General features: G+C 34.7%; 17 protein-coding genes, 1 pseudogene, 1 riboswitch and 1 other annotated feature. Of the genes and pseudogenes, 16 read left to right on the top strand and 2 right to left on the bottom strand.

Translation table 11 applies throughout. The annotated features are described in order from the left end of the window. Positions 1-233: 233 nt before the first annotated feature. From dnaN to KA883_RS13710, 6 genes and pseudogenes are all read left to right on the top strand, one after another. Positions 234-1,364 (top strand): DNA polymerase III subunit beta, encoded by a 1,131-nt coding sequence (dnaN, locus tag KA883_RS06935; protein WP_046207173.1) that lies wholly within the window; start codon positions 234-236, stop codon positions 1,362-1,364. A gap of 612 nt (positions 1,365-1,976) precedes the next feature. Beyond that, on the top strand, positions 1,977-2,210 hold the full coding sequence (gene yaaA / locus KA883_RS06940; RefSeq protein WP_192573682.1) for a S4 domain-containing protein YaaA: 234 nt from the start codon (positions 1,977-1,979) through the stop codon (positions 2,208-2,210). Continuing rightward, complete coding sequence (recF, locus tag KA883_RS06945) at positions 2,207-3,322, top strand: DNA replication/repair protein RecF (RefSeq protein WP_046207175.1); 1,116 nt, start codon at positions 2,207-2,209, stop codon at positions 3,320-3,322. The genes yaaA and recF overlap by 4 nt, the downstream gene beginning before the upstream one ends. A gap of 12 nt (positions 3,323-3,334) precedes the next feature. Continuing rightward, on the top strand, positions 3,335-5,275 hold the full coding sequence (gene gyrB, locus KA883_RS06950) for a DNA topoisomerase (ATP-hydrolyzing) subunit B (protein WP_174894797.1): 1,941 nt from the start codon (positions 3,335-3,337) through the stop codon (positions 5,273-5,275). Positions 5,276-5,310: 35 nt separating this feature from the next. After that, positions 5,311-7,998, top strand: coding sequence for a DNA gyrase subunit A (gene gyrA / locus KA883_RS06955; protein ID WP_046207177.1), 2,688 nt, complete (start codon positions 5,311-5,313; stop codon positions 7,996-7,998). Between the two features lie 315 nt (positions 7,999-8,313). Next, positions 8,314-8,477 (top strand): annotated as a pseudogene (locus KA883_RS13710) (IS5/IS1182 family transposase); the annotation flags it as partial. Positions 8,478-8,596: 119 nt separating this feature from the next. Here KA883_RS13710 and KA883_RS06960 read toward each other — a convergent pair. Beyond that, positions 8,597-9,412 (bottom strand): NAD(P)H-hydrate dehydratase, encoded by an 816-nt coding sequence (locus KA883_RS06960; protein ID WP_371090911.1) that lies wholly within the window; start codon positions 9,410-9,412, stop codon positions 8,597-8,599. A gap of 374 nt (positions 9,413-9,786) precedes the next feature. On the opposite strand from KA883_RS06960, the gene hutH reads away from it, so the two are divergent. The 10 genes from hutH (at position 9,787) to KA883_RS07010 (ending at position 22,299) form a co-directional block, all read left to right on the top strand. Then, positions 9,787-11,289: a histidine ammonia-lyase gene (gene hutH / locus KA883_RS06965; protein ID WP_046207178.1), complete on the top strand. Its 1,503-nt coding sequence runs from the start codon at positions 9,787-9,789 to the stop codon at positions 11,287-11,289. A 96-nt stretch (positions 11,290-11,385) separates the two neighbouring features. Continuing rightward, positions 11,386-11,576: a binding site (T-box leader), on the top strand. Positions 11,577-11,641: 65 nt separating this feature from the next. Beyond that, positions 11,642-12,931, top strand: coding sequence for a serine--tRNA ligase (gene serS, locus KA883_RS06970; RefSeq protein ID WP_046207179.1), 1,290 nt, complete (start codon positions 11,642-11,644; stop codon positions 12,929-12,931). Between the two features lie 450 nt (positions 12,932-13,381). Further along, positions 13,382-14,077, top strand: a complete 696-nt coding sequence (locus KA883_RS06975) for an AzlC family ABC transporter permease (protein ID WP_046207180.1) — start codon at positions 13,382-13,384, stop codon at positions 14,075-14,077. Continuing rightward, positions 14,074-14,403, top strand: coding sequence for an AzlD domain-containing protein (locus KA883_RS06980; RefSeq protein ID WP_046207181.1), 330 nt, complete (start codon positions 14,074-14,076; stop codon positions 14,401-14,403). The genes KA883_RS06975 and KA883_RS06980 overlap by 4 nt, the downstream gene beginning before the upstream one ends. Before the next feature lie 127 nt (positions 14,404-14,530). Further along, a riboswitch (SAM riboswitch) is annotated at positions 14,531-14,631 on the top strand. Positions 14,632-14,692: 61 nt separating this feature from the next. Beyond that, positions 14,693-15,661 carry a homoserine O-acetyltransferase MetX gene (gene metX / locus KA883_RS06985; protein WP_046207182.1) on the top strand — a complete coding sequence of 323 codons (969 nt, stop codon included), beginning with the start codon at positions 14,693-14,695 and terminating at the stop codon, positions 15,659-15,661. A gap of 277 nt (positions 15,662-15,938) precedes the next feature. Continuing rightward, positions 15,939-16,865: a DUF2232 domain-containing protein gene (locus KA883_RS06990; protein ID WP_178137696.1), complete on the top strand. Its 927-nt coding sequence runs from the start codon at positions 15,939-15,941 to the stop codon at positions 16,863-16,865. 14 nt (positions 16,866-16,879) lie between these two features. Continuing rightward, entirely contained in the window at positions 16,880-18,847 is a 1,968-nt protein-coding gene (locus tag KA883_RS06995) for a DHH family phosphoesterase (RefSeq protein ID WP_046207184.1), read from the top strand. After that, complete coding sequence (gene rplI / locus KA883_RS07000; protein WP_046207185.1) at positions 18,844-19,290, top strand: 50S ribosomal protein L9; 447 nt, start codon at positions 18,844-18,846, stop codon at positions 19,288-19,290. Before KA883_RS06995 ends, rplI begins: the two co-directional genes overlap by 4 nt. Positions 19,291-19,320: 30 nt before the next feature. Then, on the top strand, positions 19,321-20,724 hold the full coding sequence (dnaB, locus tag KA883_RS07005) for a replicative DNA helicase (protein ID WP_046207186.1): 1,404 nt from the start codon (positions 19,321-19,323) through the stop codon (positions 20,722-20,724). 291 nt (positions 20,725-21,015) lie between these two features. Next, a complete protein-coding gene (locus KA883_RS07010) occupies positions 21,016-22,299 on the top strand; it encodes an adenylosuccinate synthase (RefSeq protein WP_046207187.1) in 1,284 nt (427 codons plus the stop codon). Positions 22,300-22,410: 111 nt separating this feature from the next. Here the strand turns inward: KA883_RS07010 and KA883_RS07015 are convergent, their stop codons facing one another. Beyond that, complete coding sequence (locus KA883_RS07015; RefSeq protein ID WP_046207188.1) at positions 22,411-23,631, bottom strand: macrolide family glycosyltransferase; 1,221 nt, start codon at positions 23,629-23,631, stop codon at positions 22,411-22,413. Positions 23,632-23,640 lie beyond the last annotated feature (9 nt).

A 23,640-nucleotide genomic window follows, 5' to 3' on the forward strand; every position in this document is an offset into this window, starting at 1 on the left:
GTACTATAACAGATTAATGAATCAATTTAGAGGTATAACAAAATAACTTATTTTTTTAACTTTGTGGACAATGTGCAAAAGTAGTACACACTGTGCACAAGTTATCCACAGTCGTCAAACAATGACATGATTGTATTAATTTGAGTTATCCCCTAATCCACAAGCCCTACTATTATTACTACGGGTTTAAAACCTATATAATTATTATATAAACGACTGGAAGGAGTTTAAAAATGGAATTTACAATTAGAAGAGATTATTTTATAAATCAATTAAATGACACATTAAAAGCAATCTCCCCAAGAACTACATTACCGATACTAACGGGTATAAAAATTGAAGTTAAAAACAATGAAGTCATACTTACTGGTTCAGATTCAGAAATCTCAATAGAAATTACAATTCCTAAACAAGTAGATGGAGAAGATATTATTGAAGTTGCAGAAACTGGTTCAGTTGTACTCCCTGGTCGTTTCTTTGTAGATATTATTAAAAAACTACCAGGAAAAGAAGTTAAATTGTCAACAAATGAACAATTCCAAACTTTAATAACTTCTGGACATTCAGAATTTAATTTAAGTGGTTTAGATCCAGATCAATATCCTTTATTACCACAAGTTTCACGTGATGATGCGATTCAATTATCTGTAAAAGTCCTTAAAAACGTGATAGCACAAACAAATTTCGCAGTGTCCACCTCAGAAACACGCCCAGTACTCACTGGTGTTAACTGGCTTATACAGGATAATGAATTAATATGCACAGCGACTGACTCACACCGCTTAGCTGTGCGAAAAGTAGCTTTAGAAGATGAATCTGAAAATAAAAATGTCATTATTCCAGGTAAAGCTTTAGCAGAATTAAATAAAATTATGTCAGATAGTGAAGAAGATATCGATATTTTCTTTGCTTCAAACCAAGTGCTATTTAAAGTCGGAAATATAAACTTTATATCACGTCTCTTAGAAGGTCACTATCCAGATACTTCACGTTTATTCCCAGAAAACTATGAAATTAAAATAGGCATCGATAACGGAGATTTCTATCATGCTATTGATCGTGCCTCTCTATTAGCACGTGAAGGTGGAAACAATGTTATTAAATTAAGTACAGGTAATGAATTAGTTGAATTATCCTCTACATCACCAGAAATCGGTACTGTAAAAGAAGAAGTAAAAGCGGATAACGTTGATGGTGGCAATTTAAAAATTTCATTCAACTCTAAGTATATGATGGATGCACTAAAAGCAATCGATAACGATGAAGTGGAAGTTGAGTTCTTTGGTACGATGAAACCATTTATTTTAAAACCAAAAGATGATGATTCAGTTACACAATTAATTTTACCAATCAGAACATATTAAACTTTTGTTTAAAGAGATAGAACCTGAGACAAATTGATGTCTCGGGTTTTTATAATATGGATATTTAAAACATAGTGAGACAACTTAAGTAGAAAAGGTTAGAATTTTATCTTGTCTTAAACTCTGTCACATTTAAATCATTGTCTCACTCTTTTTTTAGAAGTAATTTCATAAAATGAAACGTGTATATTGATAAAGATATATTAATAATAAATATTCAAAGATACGTACAAGCTACTTAGAGCTTAAATATAAGCAACTTAAACTTTTTTAGACTTATGATACCTAAAATTAATAATTAAGCTGAGAAAGTCTTTAAAATTCAAAATCACAATATTAGCCATTCGCTTTATATAAAAATACTTTTATGAAGTATTGCGTAGTTAAAAACATTAATAAATAATTATTTAGTTAGAATATTTTTAAAAGAAATAGAATAATACGAATAAAAGTTTGTTATAATATATGAGTATTACATTGTTAAAAGTACCTTTATAAATAATTTTCAAAAATAGTAAAAATCATACATAAGAAAACGCTTTCCATCTGCATTTTGCATGAAATTTTTCTCGAAAAAAGGTATAATATATAGATGAGTTTAAAAGGAATGGAGTGATTGATTTGGTTGAAGAAGTAATTGTTGATGGAGACATTACTTTAGGGCAATTTCTAAAGACAGAAGGTATTATTGAATCTGGTGGTCAAGCGAAATGGTTCCTGCAAGATTTTGAAGTAATGATCAATGGTGAGCGCGAATTACGTCGTGGTAAAAAATTAAACCATCAAGATAACATCGTTATACCAGAAGTCGGTTCATTTTTGATTATACATCAAGGTGAAGAATGAAACTAAAGACACTCCAGCTAGACAATTATCGTAACTATGAGTCAATTACCCTAAATTGTCACCCTGAAGTCAATATATTGATTGGTGAAAATGCGCAAGGGAAGACTAATTTATTAGAATCTATTTATACATTAGCATTAGCTAAAAGTCACAGAACATCAAATGATAAAGAACTCATACGTTTTGATCGAGACTATGCTAAAATAGAGGGTGAACTCAGTTATAGATATGGAGAAATGCCTTTAACGATGTTTATAACTAAAAAGGGTAAACAGGTTAAAATCAATCACTTAGAACAAAGTAGGCTAACACAGTATATAGGCCACTTAAACGTTGTCTTGTTTGCACCTGAAGATTTAAACATTGTCAAAGGGGCACCTCAAATAAGACGTAGATTTATAGATATGGAACTTGGACAAATTTCAGCTGTTTACTTAAACGATTTGTCTCAATATCAAAGAATTTTAAAACAAAAGAATAATTATTTGAAGCAATTGCAATATGGTCAAAAGACTGATAGCACTATGCTTGACGTCTTAAACCAACAATTTGCAGCATATGCACTCAAAGTTACATTAAGACGTGAACATTTTATTAAAGAACTAGAATCATTAGCCAAACCTATTCATTCTGGTATTACGGATGAGAATGAAACACTGTCATTAAAGTACCTTCCTAGTATCAAATTAGATGCTGAAGAAAAAAGTGAGACGGAACGCTTAGAGGAAGTCTTAACTTTACTAGATGATAACAAAGAGCGTGAAAAAGATAGAGGTGTCTGTTTGTTTGGCCCTCACAGAGATGATTTAGGTTTCAACGTAAATGGTATGGATGCTCAAACTTACGGTTCGCAAGGACAGCAAAGAACGACGGCATTATCAATCAAACTTGCAGAAATTGAACTGATGAATATTGAAGTAGGCGAGTACCCCATTTTATTGCTAGATGATGTGTTAAGTGAATTAGATGATTCACGTCAGTCTCATTTATTGAGCACAATTCAACATAAAGTACAAACATTTGTGACGACAACATCAGTTGATGGCATTGATCATGAAATTATGAAAAACGCTAAACTTTATCGCATTAATAATGGCGAAATTATAAAGTAACGGAAAGTGAAGGTGGAAGCATTGTCAGATGTGAACAACACGGAAGATTATGGTGCTGGTCAGATTCAGGTATTAGAAGGTCTAGAAGCGGTTCGTAAAAGACCAGGTATGTATATAGGCTCAACTTCAGAAAGAGGGCTGCATCACTTAGTTTGGGAAATTGTTGATAACAGTATTGACGAAGCACTTGCTGGTTATGCTGACCAAATCGAGGTTATTATTGAAGAAGATAATTGGATAAAAGTAACAGATAACGGCCGTGGTATCCCTGTTGGTATACAAGAGAAAATGGGACGTCCTGCCGTTGAGGTTATTCTAACTGTACTACATGCCGGTGGTAAATTCGGTGGAGGCGGTTATAAAGTCTCTGGTGGTCTCCATGGTGTGGGATCTTCTGTTGTAAATGCTTTATCGGAAGATTTGGAAGTATATGTATATAAAGATGAAAATATATATCACCAAGCATACAAAAAAGGTATCCCTCAGTTTGATTTGAAAATCATTGGTAAAACCGATGAGAGTACTGGTTCTACTGGTACTGCGATTCGTTTCAAAGCTGATCCTGAGATATTCACTGAAACAACAACATACAATTATGAAGTATTGCAACAACGTATCAGAGAACTAGCATTTTTAAATAAAGGTATTTCAATTACTTTAAGAGATGAAAGAGAAGAAGAGGTTCGTGAAGATACGTATCACTATGAAGGTGGTATAAAATCTTACGTTGAAATGTTAAATGAAAATAAAGAACCTATTCATGAAGAACCGATTTATGTGCATCAATCCAAAGATGATATTGAAGTTGAAATAGCGCTTCAATACAATAAAGGTTATGCTACGAATCTTTTAACATACGCAAATAATATACACACTTATGAAGGTGGGACTCATGAAGAAGGCTTTAAACGAGCGCTCTCACGTGTGTTAAATAGCTATGGTCTTAACAGTAAAATTATGAAGGAAGATAAAGAAAGACTTTCAGGTGAAGATACACGTGAAGGTTTAACAGCTATTGTTTCAATCAAACATGGTGATCCACAATTCGAAGGACAAACTAAAACGAAATTAGGTAATTCCGAAGTACGTCAAGTTGTTGATCGTATATTCTCTGAGTTATTCGAACGCTTTTTATATGAAAATCCACAAGTAGGTCGAACAATCGTAGAAAAAGGAATTATGGCTTCACAAGCACGTCTTGCAGCTAAAAAAGCGCGTGAAGTGACACGTCGTAAATCCGCATTAGAAGTTTCTAGTTTACCAGGAAAACTGGCTGATTGTTCTAGTAAAGACCCTTCTCGTAGTGAAATTTTCATCGTCGAAGGTGACTCTGCCGGGGGGTCTACAAAATCTGGACGTGACTCAGAAACGCAAGCCATCTTACCTTTACGTGGTAAGATATTGAACGTTGAAAAAGCACGTTTAGATAGAATTTTAAATAATAATGAAATACGTTCTATGATTACTGCTTTTGGTACTGGTATTGGTGGAGAATTTGATTTAAGTAAGGCACGCTATCACAAGATTATCCTTATGACAGATGCCGATGTTGATGGTGCACATATTAGAACATTATTATTAACATTCTTCTATCGTTTTATGAGACCGTTAATTGAAGCGGGCTATGTTTATATTGCACAGCCACCATTATTCAAGTTGACACAAGGTAAACAGAAATACTATGTGTTTAACGAACGTGAACTAGAAAAACTTAAAGCTCAATTAGATCCAAGTCCAAAATGGTCTATTGCACGTTACAAAGGTCTTGGTGAAATGAATGCTGACCAATTATGGGAAACTACTATGAATCCTGAAAATAGAGCTATGTTACAAGTATCATTGGAGGATGCGATTGAAGCTGACCAAGTTTTTGAAATGTTAATGGGCGATGTTGTTGAGAACCGTAGACAGTTTATTGAAGATAATGCAGTCTATGCAAACTTAGATTTCTAAGACAATGAACTGAATTTTTGAAGGAGGATATCTTGATGGCTGAATTACCTGAATCAAGAATAAATGAACGAAATATAACGAATGAGATGCGTGAATCGTTCCTAGATTATGCGATGAGCGTTATCGTTTCACGTGCGCTACCAGATGTTAGAGATGGTTTAAAACCAGTACATCGACGTATATTATACGGCTTACACGAACAAGGCATGACACCTGATAAATCATATAAGAAATCTGCGCGTATTGTTGGGGACGTTATGGGTAAATATCACCCTCACGGTGACTTCTCGATTTACGAAGCTATGGTTAGAATGGCGCAGGACTTCAGCTATCGATATCCTTTAATTGATGGCCAAGGTAACTTTGGTTCTATGGATGGTGATGGAGCAGCGGCGATGCGTTATACAGAAGCGCGTATGTCTAAAATCACACTCGAAATGTTGAGAGATATTAACAAAGATACGATTGATTTTGTTGATAACTATGACGGCAATGAAAGAGAGCCGGCAGTCTTGCCATCAAGATTTCCAAATTTACTCGTAAATGGTGCATCAGGTATCGCAGTAGGTATGGCTACTAATATACCGCCACATAACTTGACTGAAGTGATTAATGGTGTATTAAGTTTAAGTCATAATCCAGACATTACGATTTCAGAATTAATGGAAGATGTCCAAGGGCCAGACTTCCCTACAGCAGGGATTATTCTTGGTAGAAGTGGCATACGCCGTGCATTTGAAACTGGACGCGGTTCAGTTCAAATGAGAGCAAGAGCTGAAATTGAAGAACGTGGCGGCGGTCGTCAACGTATTGTTGTTACTGAGGTTCCGTACCAAGTAAATAAAGCACGCATGATTGAAAAAATTGCCGAATTGGCACGTGATAAAAAAATTGACGGCATTACAGATTTACGTGACGAAACAAGTTTACGTACTGGTGTACGTGTTGTGATTGATATACGTAAAGATGCCAACGCTAGTGTTGTATTAAATAACTTATATAAACAAACACCATTACAAACATCATTTGGTGTTAATATGATTGCTTTAGTTGATGGTAGACCGAGATTGATTAACCTCAAAGAAGCATTAGTTGAATATCTTGAACATCAAAAGATAGTCGTAAGAAGAAGAACGGAATACAACTTGAAAAAGGCACAAGACCGTGCACATATTTTAGAAGGATTAAGAATCGCATTAGACCACATTGATGAAATTATTCGTGTGATTCGTGAATCTGAAACAGATAAAGTTGCAATGGCAAGCTTGCAAGAACAATTTAAACTTACTGAACGACAAGCGCAAGCCATCCTTGATATGCGATTAAGACGTTTAACAGGTTTAGAAAGAGATAAAATTGAATCTGAATATAATGAATTAATTGCATATATAGAAGAATTAAAAGCGATTCTTGCAGACGAAGAAAAACTATTACAACTTGTTCGTGATGAGTTAATTGATGTTCGTGAACGCTATGGAGACGAACGTAAAACAGAAATTCAAATGGGCGGTCTCGACCACATTGAAGACGAAGACCTAATACCAGAAGAACAAATCGTCATTACATTAAGTCACAATAACTATATTAAACGCCTACCCGTTTCAACATATAGAGCGCAACATCGTGGTGGTCGTGGTGTACAAGGTATGCAGACCTTAGAAGAAGATTTTGTAAGTCAACTTGTTACGTTGAGTACGCATGATCATGTCTTATTCTTCACGAATAAAGGTAGAGTGTATAAACTTAAAGGATATGAAGTGCCGGAACTCTCCCGTCAGTCTAAAGGTATACCAGTAGTCAATGCGATTGAACTAGATAATGATGAAACAATTAGTACAATGATCGCCGTCAAAGATTTAGAAAGCGAAGAAGATTACTTAGTATTTGCAACGTTAAATGGTATCGTTAAACGTTCAGCATTACGTAACTTCTCACATATTAACAAAAATGGTAAGATTGCGATTGGTTTCAAAGAAGATGACGAATTGATAGCTGTGCGTTTAACAGATGGTGAAGATGATATATTAATCGGTACAGCTCACGGTTCTTTAATCCGCTTTAATGAGTCGGCATTACGTCCTTTAGGTCGTACAGCTGCCGGTGTTAAAGGTATTACATTAAGAGAAGGCGACAAAGTCGTCGGATTAGATGTTACTAAAGCAGAAACAGATGATGAAATTCTAGTTGTGACTGAAAATGGTTATGGTAAGCGTACGCCAGTTAGCGAATATCGTTTATCTAACCGTGGTGGTAAAGGTATTAAGACTGCTACGATTACAGAACGTAACGGTCAAGTGGTATGTATCACATCCGTTGAAGGTAAAGAAGACTTGATGATTGTTACAAATGCCGGTGTAATTATCCGCATAGGCGTTGAAGATATTTCACAAAATGGACGTGCAGCTCAAGGTGTGAGATTGATTAAATTAAACGATGATCAATTTGTTTCTACTGTTGCTAAAGTAGATGAAGAAGAAAAAGAAGCTGAAGAAATTGAACTACAAGAAGCAGATAATGAACAAATTGAAGGTGCTACAAGTGACAATCAACAATCAGAATCTGTAGTATCAGATGAACTATCAGAAGGCATTGTGCATACCGAAGTTGAAGAAGATTCAGATGAAGATGGTCGTCAAGAAGTGAGAAAAGACTTTATGGACCGTATCAATGAAGATATTGATAATAGTGATAATGAAGAAACTGAAAACGAAGACGACGAATAATCTCAATTTTTAGCAGTAAACCAATAGCTGTATTCAAAATTGAAACATTTAAATACACAAGTGAGTTTGGGACATAAATCCCCATTCTCAAAATATAAGAGGGTCAATCCTTAATATGGATTGACCCTCTTTATATTTAAAGTCTGACGATTGACTGTACATGCTTGCCTAGGGCATGGTGCGAGCCTATAGTCTCTCACTCATAAGATTCCCTCGGGTGTCAGCACATTACAAAATCGGTACAATTTATATTTTGTTATTCCAAAAAGCCTTTACGTATAATTTAATCAGCACTATTAAATTAACGAGAGGCATATATATAAAGATGATAACTTGACTCAACATATACTACCAATAGAAACTTAAGATCAGTATCCCACAAATGATATATCACGATATGTGAATGAAATCGTTGAAACAATCCCTGAAAATGTATTCGATGCATTTAAACATCACGTAGTGCAACATCATATCACCCCAATTGAAAAAGGCAATTTCTATATGATTTCAATAGAAATTGCCTTTTCATTTGTCTAAGCATTTTATGTCTCAGATACATTTTATTTTGGTTTTAAAAATTTTTATCACCGATGTTGATTTAACTTTCCAATGCTTTCATAGCATATGGGATTTCACTAATTAAATGGGAAGGTGGGACTACATACATTTTGTTTGATAGTTCTTCCCCGATATAACTATGTGTATAAGTGGCACTCGTAACCGCTTCTTTCGTGTCGTCGAATTGACCTACAAAACTTGTAATCATACCAGCAAGTGTATCACCCATGCCACCTGTTGCCATCGCAGGCGTGCCGATTGGCAGTTTGTAATCCTCATCTTTGAAATAGATTTCAGTGCCATGCATTTTTAATACAATTGTTGCTCCAATTCTATCAGCAGCTTCGCGATTACGTTCATATGTTTGTTCTTCTATTGCGATACCACTTAAACGTTCCCACTCTTTTTGATGTGGTGTGAAAATAACATTGCAAGTTGGAATATCTGGTTTTAATTTACTAAATATAGTAATAGCATCTCCATCCACTATAAGCGTTTGATGTGGTTGAATGTTTTGTAATAAGAACGTGATAGCATTATTTCCTTTAAAATCACATCCTAATCCAGGACCAATTAAGATACAATCTGTATTTTCAATCATTTTAGTGAGCATTTTAGTATCGTTGATATCAATCACCATTGCTTCAGGGCAACGTGAGTGTAGTGCTGCATGATTTGTTGGATGTGTAGCTACTGTAATTAAGCCACTACCACTATAGACACAAGCGCGTGCAGCAAGCATGATTGCCCCACCTAGATTCGCATTTCCTCCAATTAAAAGAATTTTGCCATAATCACCTTTATGCGTTTCATCTTTACGTTTTGGAATGCTTACTGATGAAATTGTTTCCAACATTGAAACCCCCTTTAATTCTATTAGTTATTTCAACTTTTAATTTGTATATTTGATCATTATATTGTTGATTTGTAATTTTGTGCTTTCTGAGAAAAATTGTGTGTTTATAAGCATTATGAAAGCTTTTCTCTGTTGCTATTTTTAATTTATTTTTTAAATACAATAGAAAATATTATACCTGGTTTGCATTTTAGTCAATAGGTAAAAGCATTAAGAATTTGTTTATTTTTAGAAATAATAAATTTGCCATCTTTATCTTAGTAAAATACTAATTTAATACCATGTTACGGATATGGATGAACCTATTGTTCTTAAAAATATGGAAGCGTATACTCTAATTAATTGAAAATCATTAGAAGTAAGGAGATGGCGAAATGACATTACAGCTTAATGGTGAAAATTTAACAATAAATGCAATTAAAGATTTTTTATATCAAAGTGATGATGTAAAAGTAACAGAGGATGCTTATGAACGTGTAAAACAGAGCCGTGTAACAGTAGAAAAGATTATAGATGATAAAGAAACAATTTATGGTATAACGACTGGATTTGGTTTATTCAGTGATGTACGTATTGATGAGGGAGAATACAATCAATTACAAGTCAATTTAATTCGTTCACATGCATGTGGTATCGGGAAACCTTTTTCACAAGATGTCGCGTTAGTGATGATGGTTTTACGTCTAAACACATTGTTAAAAGGTCATTCTGGTGTGACAATCGATTTAGTAGATCAAATCATATATTTTATTAACAACAGAATTATTCCAGTTATTCCACAACAAGGGTCTCTTGGTGCATCGGGTGACTTAGCACCACTTTCACATTTAGCTTTGGCGTTGATTGGAGAAGGTAATGTCTATTATAAAGGTGAAGAAGAAGACAGTCGGTATGTCTTAAATTTATTAAATCGTGAACCTTTGAGCTTACAGTCTAAAGAAGGTCTAGCTTTAATTAATGGTACGCAAGCTATGACTGCACAAGGTGTAATTAATTATATAGAAGCGGAAGATATTGGTTACCAAGCAGAGTGGATTGCTGCATTAACACATCAAGCTTTAAATGGCATTACGGATGCATATCATGAAAAAGTGCATCACGCTCGAAATTTTCCAGAACAGATAGATGTTGCTTCACGCATGTTAGACTGGCTCGAAGGTTCTAAATTAACAACGACACAAGGAGAAATTCGCGTTCAAGATGCTTATACATTACGCTGTATTCCACAAATACATGGCGCAAGCTTCCAGGTGTTTAATTATGTAAAAGAAAAACTTGAATTTGAAATGAATGCGGCGAACGACAATCCATTAATATTTGATGAAGATGATGAAACATTGGTTATTTCTGGAGGGAATTTCCATGGCCAACCGATTGCATTTGCATTAGATTTCTTAAAGTTAGGGGTAAGTGAATTAGCTAATGTTTCGGAAAGACGTCTAGAGAGATTAGTAAATCCACAATTAAACAATGGTTTGCCAGCATTTTTAAGCCCTCAACCGGGTTTACAGAGTGGCGCGATGATTATGCAATATGCAGCTGCAAGTCTTGTTTCGGAAAATAAAACACTCGCACACCCTGCTAGTGTGGATTCTATTCCATCATCAGCTAATCAAGAAGACCATGTTTCTATGGGGACAATTGCTTCACGCCATGGCTACCAAATGATTGAAAATGCACGTCGTGTGTTAGCAATAGAAGCAATTATCGCACTTCAAGCGGTAGAATATAAAGATGTCGAAAAATTATCACCTAAAACTTATGAAAAATATCAAGCTTTACGAAAAGTTGTACCATCTATCACTGAAGATCGCCAATTTCATAAAGATATAGAAGCTGTTTCACAGTATTTATTAGATCAAGCTTATACTAATTAAGTTGAGTGAATTTTTAATGAACATTCAGCGATTGCATAATCTTGGCCTTGAAAAGTAATAGGTTATTTGCTATATTAAAATCAAGTAAATAAAGCTATTGTTCGTAGGATAAGTAGTGTTGCACTTCTGGTTTCAGAGAGCTTGTGGGTAGTGAGAACAAGTAATCAGGGTCAATGTGAATCTACCTACTATATGAGAACAATCGGGTTTAACCGTTATTTTGGTGAAAGTGCAGTCTCTTTTGACTGTTAAATAGGGTGGCAACACGTAAAGACCACGTCCCTTGTACAGGGATGTGGTCTTTTTTGTGTTCTATTCTTAAAAAATAGAAATTGAAAGGATGGAAAGTGACATGTTAGACATTAAACTATTTCGTAATGACCCAGAGTTTTTAAAAGACAAAGTTGCAAAACGTGGTATGGATACAAAAGTAGTAGATGATGTATTATCACTTGATGACAAACGCCGTGAATTAATTCGTAAAGCTGAGGAAATGAAAGCTGAACGTAACAAAGTAAGCGGTGAAATTGCTGAAAAAAAACGCAATAAAGAAAATGCAGATGATGTAATCGCAGAAATGAGAAAATTAGGTGATGACATCAAATTGTTAGACAATGATTTAAATGATGTGGATAAAGAATTAGAAGACTTATTATCTCGCATTCCAAATACAATTCATGATGATGTACCTGAAGGCGATTCTGATGAAGATAATGTCGAATTAAAGCGTTGGGGCACACCAAGGAAATTTGATTTTGATGAAAAAGCACATTGGGATCTAGTAGAGTCATTGCAAATGGCTAATTTTGAACGAGGCGCAAAAGTCGCAGGAGCAAGATTCGTGTTCTTAACTGGCGAAGGTGCACAGTTGGAAAGAGCATTAATGAATTATATGGTTACAAAACATACGACGCAACATGGTTACACAGAAATGATGGTACCACAATTAGTAAATGCTGATTCAATGTATGGTACTGGCCAATTACCAAAATTTGAAGAAGATTTATTCAAAATTGAAAAAGAAGGATTATATACAATTCCAACAGCAGAAGTACCATTAACAAATTATTATCGCAATGAAATTATTGGTCCGGATGTCTTACCTGCTAAATTTACTGCGCAATCAGCGTGTTATCGTAGTGAAGCGGGCTCAGCTGGTAGAGATACAAGAGGATTAATCCGATTACATCAATTCGATAAAGTAGAGATGGTACGTTTTGAAAAACCAGAAGATTCTTGGCAAGCGTTAGAGGAAATGACAGAACATGCAGAAGCAATTTTAGAAGAGTTAGGCTTACCGTATCGTAGAGTTATTTTATGTACAGGTGACATAGGCTTTGGCTCAAGCAAAACGTATGACTTAGAAGTATGGTTACCAAGCTATAATGAGTACAAAGAAATTAGCTCTTGTTCAAATATTACTGATTTCCAAGCACGTCGTTCTAATATTCGTTTTAAACGTGAGAAAGCAGCAAAACCAGAATTAGTGCACACATTGAATGGAAGTGGTTTAGCAGTAGGTCGTACATTTGCTGCAATCGTAGAAAACTATCAAAATGAAGATGGTTCAGTCACTATTCCAGATGCATTAGTACCATATATGGGTGGTAAAACAGTGATACACCCAGTTAAAGAAAAATAGAATTCGTTTAAATGAATTCATCAGCGATATTTGAGATAGTTTAAATATTAAACTTTCAAAATAGTGGTTACAAGTTAATACTGAAGTGCAAGTAGAGGTTGAGATAAATGAATGTCTCAACCTCTCATTTTATACGAATAATGAATTATAAGGCTTTTAATCTATTAAATGGCTTAATATTTTTAAAGTAAAGAAAGGGGAGGGGAGGTGTTAAATATCTCAGTTTTCAGTTTTTTAAATTTGTAAAATGACTTATTTTATTCAAATGATAAGGGGTGAGTCTAAAATAATAACACAATATTCTGAAATATAAAATGCCAATTTAATAAGGTTTTTAGACGCCGGTAAGTCTTAGGTCATACATACCTCAGTCTAAAGATATTGAATATGTCTTTTGCTTTGTATTAAACTAGTTCTATTATTTTTATAAAATGTTTGGGAGGTGGCATGATGACAACACATCTAACTTTTAAGCAAGGTGTAAAAGAATGTGTACCGACTTTGTTAGGTTATGCTGGTGTTGGTCTTTCCTTTGGTATTGTTGCAGTGGCTTCAGGTTTCAATTTAATTGAAATTATTTTATTATGTTTACTTATTTATGCAGGCGCAGCACAATTCATTATTTGTGCATTAGTCATTGCTGGAACTCCAATTTCTGCAATTGTCTTAACGACATTTATTGTGAATTCTAGGATGTTTTTATTAAGTATGACCTTAGCACCAAGTTATAAAGGATATGGGTTTTGGAATCGTATAGCCATGTCTTCTCTGATTACAGATGAAACATTTGGTGTCGCTATTACACCACATCTAAAAGGTGAAAAAATCAATGATCGTTGGCTACATGGATTAAATATCACTGCATATTTATTTTGGACATTTGCAAGTGTTGTTGGTGCTATTTTTGGTAAATACATAACGAATCCCGATGCATTTGGGTTAGATTTTGCTATTACTGCAATGTTTATATTCCTAGCTGTTTCGCAATTCGATGCTATTAAGCAGTCACAAGTTAAAACATATTTAGTATTAATTGTTTGTGTAATTTTGTTAATGCTTATTTTAAGTTTCTTTATGCCTTCATACGTAGCAATCATCATAGCGTCGACAATTACTGCGGGATTAGGGGTGGTGATCGATAAATGACAACGACTTTACATATGTTATTAATTATTGTTTTATGCGGTGTGGTAACGTGGTTGACACGTATTATACCTTTTATATTAATTACAAAAATCAAACTATCTGAGACAGTCGTAAAGTGGCTTTCTTTCATTCCCATCACATTATTTACTGCATTGATTGTAGACGGCGTCCTAGAACAACATGAAGGTTCAATGGTGTATAGTGTTAATTTACCGTTTTTAGTGACGATGCTTCCAACAATAATCATTGCCATTATTACACGGAGTTTAACGATTACGATTGTCAGTGGTATTTTAATAATGGCAATTTTAAGATGGATATTTTAAATATATTATTGAAGTGGCTCACATTATCCGTTAGAATAGCAATAATTAGAAAATTTTGATAATTTTAATGAAATACTTGTTAAAATGGATATTTGATTTATGCATAGCTTTTTACAATTAAAATTAAATCTTATTTCGAGAAGCAGAGGGATTTGGCCCAATGAAGCTTCAGCAACCGACTTTAATAAGCACGGTGCTAATACCAACGATTCGCTCGAATAATAAGTATTGTAACTTCTTACTTATTATAAATAGGTGAGAAGTTTTTTTACTAAGTAGGAGGTAAATGATGACAAATTATACGGTTGATACATTAGAATTGGGACCATTTACAACTGAATCAGGTGAAACGATTTTAAATTTAAAATTACGTTATGAACATGTAGGATATGAAGGACAGCCACTTGTGCTTGTATGCCATGCACTGACTGGTAATCATTTGACCTATGGTACGGATGACAATCCTGGTTGGTGGAGAGAGATTATAGATGGGGGATACATGCCTATACATGATTATCAATTTTTAACATTTAACGTGATCGGTAGTCCGTATGGTTCCAGTTCGCCATTTACAGATGCTGATTTTCCTAAGCATTTAACATTGCGTGATATTGTCAATGCAATCGAATTAGGTATTCAAACATTAGGGTTTGATCGAATTAGTATTTTAATCGGTGGGTCTTTAGGAGGTATGCAAGCGCTGGAATTATTGTATAATCATAAATTTGAAGTAGATAAAGCAGTAATTTTAGCTGCGACTGATAAGACTTCCTCATATAGTCGTGCATTTAATGAAATTGCGAGACAGGCGATTCGATTAGATCATGGTGAAGGTATGAGCATAGCAAGGCAGCTTGGTTTCTTAACGTATCGCTCCTCCAAAAGTTATGATAGACGATTTACACCTGATCAAGTTGTAAACTACCAGAAACATCAGGGGAACAAGTTTAAAAAGCATTTTGACCCATTGAGTTATTTAAGCCTGCTAGACGTCTTAGATAGCCACGATATAGATAGAGATCGTACTGATGTAGATGAAGTGTTTGGACGTCTGGATACTAAGGTTATGACTATGGGCTTTACGGATGATTTGTTATATCCAGACGATTTAGTATATGCCACAGGTGCGCGATTTAAATATCACAAGCATTGCTTTGTGCCAGATAATGTAGGACATGATGGTTTCTTATTGAACTTTAATGATTGGGCACCTAATTTATATCATTTTTTAAAAGTTTCTAAGTTCAAAAGAAAATAACGATATGATTTATTTTAGTTTATTTTGTATGATAAGACGTCTGGGATAGTTATTTTATCCTTTATGAAAGTTAAAATAACTGTTTTCCTATGATGTCTTCTTTTTTATAGCGAGCAAAATATGAAATTTGAAGTTGGAATCAACGACGGAAATGCAATTTAAAAAGGCGTTCGTTTTCAGATATTGGCCCCGATATTGAACTTCTGACAAAAAGAGTTGTCAATAATTGTATAAAAGTTTTAAAGAGGTTAAAATAATAAACATAGACAAAAATTGTATAGGAGTGGCGAATTTGTTTTCTAAAATACATACTAAAGCCACTATACTTAGTGTAATTACGTTAATTATAGTTGCTTTAGCTTTACATATATTACCGATACTTGGACTCGTGTTGAGTTTATTTGCAACAATTCCAGGTATTATTTTATGGCATAAATCTGTAGAATCTTTTGGCTTAACGGCAGTCATTACAGTTGTGCTAACTACGTTATTAGGTAATATATTCGTGTTAAGTATCATGATCCTCTTGTTCGTAGTAAGTTTTGTAGTGGGTCAATTATTAAAAGAACGAACATCAAAAGAACGTATACTATATATAACAACGACTTTTATTAGTATTATTGCATTAATTGCATTTATGGTGTTACAAGCATCAAAAAAAATATCGAGTGCTGCTTCATTAATCAAACCGATTAAAGAACAGATGTATCACATAATTTCCAGCGCTTCAGTCAACGCAGATTATAAACAAATGTTTGAAGAGGCTTTCCGCCAATCAGCAGTACAACTACCAAGTTATATAATCATTGGCGTATTTCTACTTATATTAATCAATTTAATTATCACTTTTCCAATCTTGCGTAAATTCAAAATCGCTACACCCATATTCAAACCATTATATGCTTGGCAAATGAAGCGTTCTGTCTTATGGATGTATATTATTGTATTAATTTGTGTTATGTTTTCAACGCAACCAAGTGCGTTTCAAACGATCGTCTTAAACTTTGAAATTGTGTTATCATTATGTATGTACATTCAGGGGTTAAGTGTGATTCACTTTTTCGGAAAAGCGAAATCAATGCCGCCAGCACTTACAGTGATATTAATGGTAATAGGGACAATTTTAATGCCATTAACGCATATTGTGAGTCTCCTGGGATTTGTAGATTTATGTATCAATTTAAAACGTATCATTAAAAAATGATTTGAGGTGGAAAAATGAACCGTCAATCCACTAAAAAAGCGTTGATTTTACCATTTATTATTATGGTGCTCACAGCAATAGCGCTTGTCGTCGTTTGGTTTATTTTTAATCAATTGATTGCAGGTATAGCTACTGTTGTATTACTCATCATAATCGTAGGGACAGTACTAATGGTAAGACAAGCTTTACAAAAATTGGATAACTATGTAGATAATCTGAGTGGAAAAATCTCAGCAAGCAGTAATACTGCTATTAAAAGGTTACCTATTGGGATGATTATCTTAGATGAAAACGAGAACATAGAGTGGATGAACCAATTTATGTCGGACCGTCTAGATCGAAATGTAATTTCTGATCCAGTCAATGAGGTATATCCTAATATATTAAAACAGTTAGAAAAAACACAAGAAGTGGAAATTCAAGAAAATGAATATCACTATCGCGTAAGATATTCAGAAAAAGAACATGTATTGTATTTCTTCGATATAACAGAAGAAATACATACACAAGAATTATATGAAGCATCTAAACCAATTATTGCAACACTATTTTTAGATAACTATGATGAGATCACGCAAAATATGAATGATACGCAACGTTCAGAGATTAACTCTATGGTCACGCGTGTAATCAGTAGATGGGCAACTGAATATAACATTTATTTCAAGCGTTATAGTTCAGACCAATTTGTTGCCTATTTAAACCAACGTATTTTAAATGAAATTGAAGCATCTAATTTTAGTATACTGAGTCAATTACGTGAAAAAAGTGTGGGTTACCGTGCGCAATTGACATTAAGTATTGGTGTAGGTGAAGGCTCAGAGAATTTAATCGATTTAGGTGAATTATCTCAATCTGGACTTGATTTAGCATTAGGTCGTGGTGGCGACCAAGTTGCGATTAAGCATATGAACGGAAATGTGCGTTTTTATGGTGGTAAGACTGACCCTATGGAGAAACGTACACGTGTTAGAGCACGTGTGATTTCTCACGCACTAAAAGATATATTAATGGAAGGCGACAAAGTCATCATTATGGGACATACGCGTCCTGACTTAGATGCTATTGGTGCAGCGATTGGTGTCTCACGATTCGCTATGATGAACAATTTGGATGCTTACATTGTGTTGAATGATTCAGATATAGATCCGACGTTACGTCGTGTGATGAATGCAGTCGATGAAAAGCCTGAACTAAAAGAGCGTTTTATTACATCTGACGAAGCATGGGACGTCATGACGTCTAAGACAACTTTAGTAGTTGTAGATACACATAAACCAGAAATGGTTATTGACGAAAACATATTAAACAAAGCTAATCGTAAAGTTGTGATTGATCATCATAGACGTGGTGAAAGCTTTATCTCTAGTCCACTATTGGTTTATATGGAACCATATGCAAGTTCAACTGCAGAACTAGTGACTGAATTGCTAGAATATCAACCAACAGAACAACGATTAACACGTTTAGAGTCGACAATTATGTTTGCGGGTATTATTGTAGATACACGTAATTTCACATTGCGTACAGGTTCAAGAACATTTGATGCGGCAAGTTATTTACGTGCACATGGTGCAGATACAATATTAACGCAGCACTTCTTGAAAGATGACTTAGATACGTACATTAATCGTACTGAATTAATCCAAACAGTGAAACTACAAGACAACGGTGTCGCAATTGCACATGGTTCGAACGAAAAAATCTATCATCCTGTAACAGTTGCACAAGCAGCGGATGAACTGTTAAGTTTAGATGGTGTAGAAGCTTCGTATGTAGTTGCTAGAAGAGAAGATAATTTAGTCGGTATGTCTGCCCGCTCACTCGGTGCAGTTAATGTTCAGCTGACAATGGAAGCACTTGGTGGCGGTGGCCATTTAACAAATGCAGCTACACAATTAAAAGATGTCACTGTTGATGAAGCAATCGAACAATTACAACAAGCTATAACAGAACAAATGAGTAGGAGTGAAAATTCATGAAAGTAATATTCACACAAGACGTTAAAGGTAAAGGTAAAAAAGGCGAAGTTAAGGATGTACCAGTAGGCTATGCCAACAACTTCTTATTGAAGAAAAATTATGCAGTAGAAGCTACACCAGGTAATTTAAAACAACTTGAAAAGAAAAATGAAGCTGCAGAAGCGGAACGCCAACAAGAAATTGAAGATGCTAAAAAATTAAAAGAAACATTGAGTCAAATTGAAGTTGAAGTATCTGCTAAAACAGGCGATGCGGGAAAATTATTTGGTTCAGTAAGTACTAAACAAATCGCTCAAGCACTACAACAACAACACGATATAAAAATTGACAAGCGTAAAATGGATTTACCAAACGGTATACATGCCTTGGGTTACACAAATGTACCAGTTAAATTAGATAAAGAAGTAGAAGGTACAATTCGTGTACACACAGTTGAACAATAAAAACGGATTGAGATATGAGGTGTAATCATAATGGATGGAATGTATGAACAAAATCAAATGCCCCACAGTAATGAGGCTGAACAATCTGTCTTAGGTGCCATTATCATAGATCCGGAATTGATAAACAGAACTCAGGAAGTCTTACTTCCTGAGTCCTTTTATAGAGGCGCGCATCAACACATCTTTAGAGCCATGATGAACCTCAACGAAGATAATAAAGATATTGACGTGGTTACAATTATGGATCAACTGTCACATGAAGGACGACTAAATGAAGCGGGTGGCCCACAATATCTAGCAGAATTATCTAGTAATGTACCGACAACTCGAAATATTCAATATTATACAGATATCGTATTTAAGCATGCAACAAAACGTAAGTTGATACAAACTGCTGATAGCATTGCTAACGATGGTTATAATGATGAATTAGAATTAGATACAATATTGAACGATGCAGAACGTCGAATATTAGAATTGTCATCTACACGTGAAAGCGATGGATTCAAAGATATTAGAGATGTGCTTGGAGAAGTGTATGAGAATGCAGAATTACTTGATCAAAATAGTGGTCAAACGCCTGGTATTCCAACTGGTTATAGAGATTTAGACCAGATGACTGCGGGCTTTAACCGTAACGATTTAATTATTCTGGCTGCCAGACCGTCAGTAGGTAAGACTGCCTTCGCACTTAATATTGCGCAAAAAGTTGCTACACATGAAGACCATTTCTCAGTCGGTATATTTTCACTGGAAATGGGTGCTGACCAATTGGCAACACGTATGATTTGTAGTTCTGGCAACGTAGATTCTAACCGTTTGAGAACGGGTATGATGACAGAAGAAGACTGGAATCGCTTTACAATTGCAGTAGGTAAATTATCTAGAACAAAGATATTTATTGATGATACACCAGGTATTAGAATTACAGATATTCGTTCAAAATGCCGTCGTTTAAAACAAGAACACGGTTTAGACATGGTAGTCATTGACTATCTGCAATTAATCTCAGGTAGTGGTTCCAGATTCTCAGATAACCGACAACAAGAAGTATCAGAGATTTCTCGTACATTAAAGGCGATTGCCAGAGAAATGGAATGTCCGGTTATAGCATTAAGTCAGTTATCACGTGGCGTAGAGCAACGTCAAGATAAACGGCCAATGATGAGTGATATTCGTGAATCAGGATCAATCGAACAAGATGCTGACATCGTCGCATTCTTATATCGTGATGATTACTATAATCGTGGCGAAGATGAAGACGATGATGATGGAGATACGAACTTTGAACCACAAACAAATGATGATAATGGTGAGATTGAAATTATAATAGCGAAGCAACGTAATGGTCCAACAGGGACTGTTAAATTACATTTTATGAAGCAGTATAACAAATTTACAGATATTGATTATGCACATGCAGACATGGGTTAAGAAAAAAGAATAAAATTTATTTTTCCGTACGATTTTTAAATACTTTTATTAATTGTACGGTTTTTGTTTGTTTTTAGTTCTTTCGTTTTTGATGAAGTATGTGTTGTGAAAAAGTGGATATCGGTTTGAAAACCTTGATGACACTATGTTTAAGGTGTGCAATTGCTTTTTTGGACACTCAACAAAATTTGAAAAAATGTAAAAAATCAATGTTCGATTTTTGTTTGCATTATTAGTGTGGTATTGGTAGAATACTTAATGGTTAATTGAGAAAAACTTGGAGGTGCTCATATGTCATCAATCGTAGTTGTTGGGACACAATGGGGAGACGAAGGTAAAGGTAAAATCACAGACTTTTTAGCAGAACAAGCCGATGTTATTGCACGTTTTTCAGGTGGTAACAATGCAGGTCATACAATTAAATTTGGTGGCGAAACATATAAATTGCACTTAGTACCATCTGGTATTTTCTATAAAGAAAAACTAGCAGTTATTGGAAATGGTGTAGTTATAGATCCAGTCGCATTATTGAAAGAGTTAGATGGTTTAAATGAAAGAGGTATTTCTACAGATAATTTACGTATTTCAAATCGTGCTCAAGTTATTTTACCTTATCACATAAAACAAGATGAATATGAAGAAGAACGCCGTGGAGATAATAAAATTGGTACTACGAAAAAAGGTATTGGTCCTGCTTATGTAGATAAAGCACAACGTATCGGTATCCGTGTAGCAGATTTATTAGACAAAGAAACGTTTGAAAAATTATTAAAAGAAAATATTGAATACAAATCAGCATATTTTAAAGGTATGTTTGATAAAGCATGTCCTTCATTTGAAGAAATCTTTGAAACTTATTACGCAGCAGGCCAACGTTTAGCAGCGTTCGTTACGGACACTGCAAAAGTATTGGATGATGCATTTGTAGCTGAAGAAAAAGTATTATTTGAAGGTGCACAAGGCGTTATGTTAGATATCGACCACGGAACATATCCATTTGTTACGTCAAGTAACCCAGTTGCAGGTAACGTAACTGTTGGTGGTGGCGTTGGTCCAACTTACGTATCTAAAGTTATTGGCGTATGTAAAGCTTATACATCACGTGTCGGTGATGGCCCATTCCCAACAGAACTATTTGATGATGATGGACACCACATCCGTGAAGTTGGCCGTGAATACGGTACAACTACAGGCCGTCCACGTCGTGTAGGTTGGTTCGATTCAGTTGTATTACGTCACTCTCGTCGTGCGAGTGGTATTACCGATTTATCAATCAACTCTATCGATGTCTTAACAGGTCTAAAAGAAGTGAAGATTTGTACAGCTTATGAATTAGACGGTAAAGAAATTACTGAATATCCAGCGAACTTAAATGACTTACAGCGTTGTAAACCGATTTTTGAAACGTTACCAGGTTGGACTGAAGATGTTACAAGTTGTCGCTCATTAGATGAGTTACCAGACAATGCACGTAGATACTTAGAACGTATTTCTGAGTTGTGTGACGTTCAAATTTCAATCTTCTCTGTAGGACCAGACCGTAATCAAACAAACTTATTAAAATCATTATGGTAAGTCGTTAACCTATGTTAACGGATTTATAAATGTAAAATAATAAAATGTTAATATGAAAGAAACACCTTGTTGATGTAGCCTGAGATGGACATCGTTACAAGGTGTTTTTATTTATATCGTTGAATGTGTTACATATTGATTACGAAAGTTTAGAATGTGATCGACTGCTAGCTGATAACCTGTTTTATTACTAGATTGTATAGATTTAACTTTTCTGATATTACGTTGATAGCTTGGTATTTCATCTAGCATGTTTAAGACGATTTGTTTTAAATCATGAGACGTTATATTTTCTAGTTGTAACTGACGACCAACAAGTAGTTTTTCGATTTGGCGAGCCACAACAGGTTGATCCGCGCTTTGTGGAAAAGCTAACATAGGTACTTCCATCAACATTGCTTCATTTGTACTATTCATACCAGCATGTGTTAAAAATAGTGTCGTATGTTGCAATAATTCTGTTTGTGGCACAACATGTTCAACAGTAAAATTAGATGGTATCGCATTGAAATCTTCAAGTTGATTATCATGACCGATTGATACAACAAATGAAGCATTGATATCTGCAAATGCTTCAAAGCAAAGATTGAAAAATTCAATATTTTGATTAAATACCGTTCCAAGAGAAATATAAACGACTGGTCGTGTGGTATCAATGTGATCCATAAAGCCAGAATCTTTAGGTTCGAGTATGGAAGGACCAACAAATTTGTAATATTCAGGGTCAAAGGCGTCATAACCGACTTGGAATCCTTTCATTACATAAGTGATATTAATATTTCCCGGGTTATTCATGACTTCAAAACGGGAAGGAATGGTTACATCATATGTTGATTCAACATGGGCTTTCAAAGTGTTAAATGTTTCATCAGCATGTTGAATTTCTTGTTTGCTCACAGTCGAAGTTAAATGATTAATGAATGTTTCAAAAGATGTTTTTGTATGGGCAAATGAAGATACTGATGAAATCGATGGTAAATTTAATTTTTGCGCTAATATATAACCGCAACTAAACATAGAATCATGAATCATATAATCAAAATGCTCATTTTCAGTTTCTCTTAAAATTTGTGGCACAATGATATCTACAGTTTTTAATAAACCATTGATCACATTAAATAAATGATGATTTTCATGATCAGTGAAAGCTGTCATAATCGCTTCTGTAGGTAACGTTCTAATTTCAGCACCAGTATCTTTCAATTTATCTTTATATATATCGCTCGCGTAGTAAACAACTTCTTCGCCACGATTGACTAGTTCTTTAACAACTGCAATTGTTGGGTTTACATGTCCAGCAGAACCTGGATTTACAAATAATATTTTTGCCAATATTGTGCC

Source organism: Staphylococcus sp. GDY8P54P, assembly GCF_017892645.1.
Classification (GTDB): Bacteria; Bacillota; Bacilli; order Staphylococcales; family Staphylococcaceae; genus Staphylococcus; species Staphylococcus ureilyticus.

What these genes read in the sequence shown, in the direction of transcription:
- recF (WP_046207175.1), top strand. Translation starts at nt 2,207, where the DNA reads ATGAAACTAAAGACACTCCAGCTAGACAATTATCGTAACTATGAGTCA.
- rplI (WP_046207185.1), top strand. Translation starts at nt 18,844, where the DNA reads ATGAAAGTAATATTCACACAAGACGTTAAAGGTAAAGGTAAAAAAGGC.
- serS (WP_046207179.1), top strand. Translation starts at nt 11,642, where the DNA reads ATGTTAGACATTAAACTATTTCGTAATGACCCAGAGTTTTTAAAAGAC.
- KA883_RS06975 (WP_046207180.1), top strand. Translation starts at nt 13,382, where the DNA reads ATGACAACACATCTAACTTTTAAGCAAGGTGTAAAAGAATGTGTACCG.
- KA883_RS06995 (WP_046207184.1), top strand. Translation starts at nt 16,880, where the DNA reads ATGAACCGTCAATCCACTAAAAAAGCGTTGATTTTACCATTTATTATT.
- dnaB (WP_046207186.1), top strand. Translation starts at nt 19,321, where the DNA reads ATGGATGGAATGTATGAACAAAATCAAATGCCCCACAGTAATGAGGCT.
- KA883_RS06980 (WP_046207181.1), top strand. Translation starts at nt 14,074, where the DNA reads ATGACAACGACTTTACATATGTTATTAATTATTGTTTTATGCGGTGTG.
- dnaN (WP_046207173.1), top strand. Translation starts at nt 234, where the DNA reads ATGGAATTTACAATTAGAAGAGATTATTTTATAAATCAATTAAATGAC.
- hutH (WP_046207178.1), top strand. Translation starts at nt 9,787, where the DNA reads ATGACATTACAGCTTAATGGTGAAAATTTAACAATAAATGCAATTAAA.
- KA883_RS07010 (WP_046207187.1), top strand. Translation starts at nt 21,016, where the DNA reads ATGTCATCAATCGTAGTTGTTGGGACACAATGGGGAGACGAAGGTAAA.
- metX (WP_046207182.1), top strand. Translation starts at nt 14,693, where the DNA reads ATGACAAATTATACGGTTGATACATTAGAATTGGGACCATTTACAACT.
- KA883_RS06960 (WP_371090911.1), bottom strand. Translation starts at nt 9,412, where the DNA reads ATGTTGGAAACAATTTCATCAGTAAGCATTCCAAAACGTAAAGATGAA.
- gyrA (WP_046207177.1), top strand. Translation starts at nt 5,311, where the DNA reads ATGGCTGAATTACCTGAATCAAGAATAAATGAACGAAATATAACGAAT.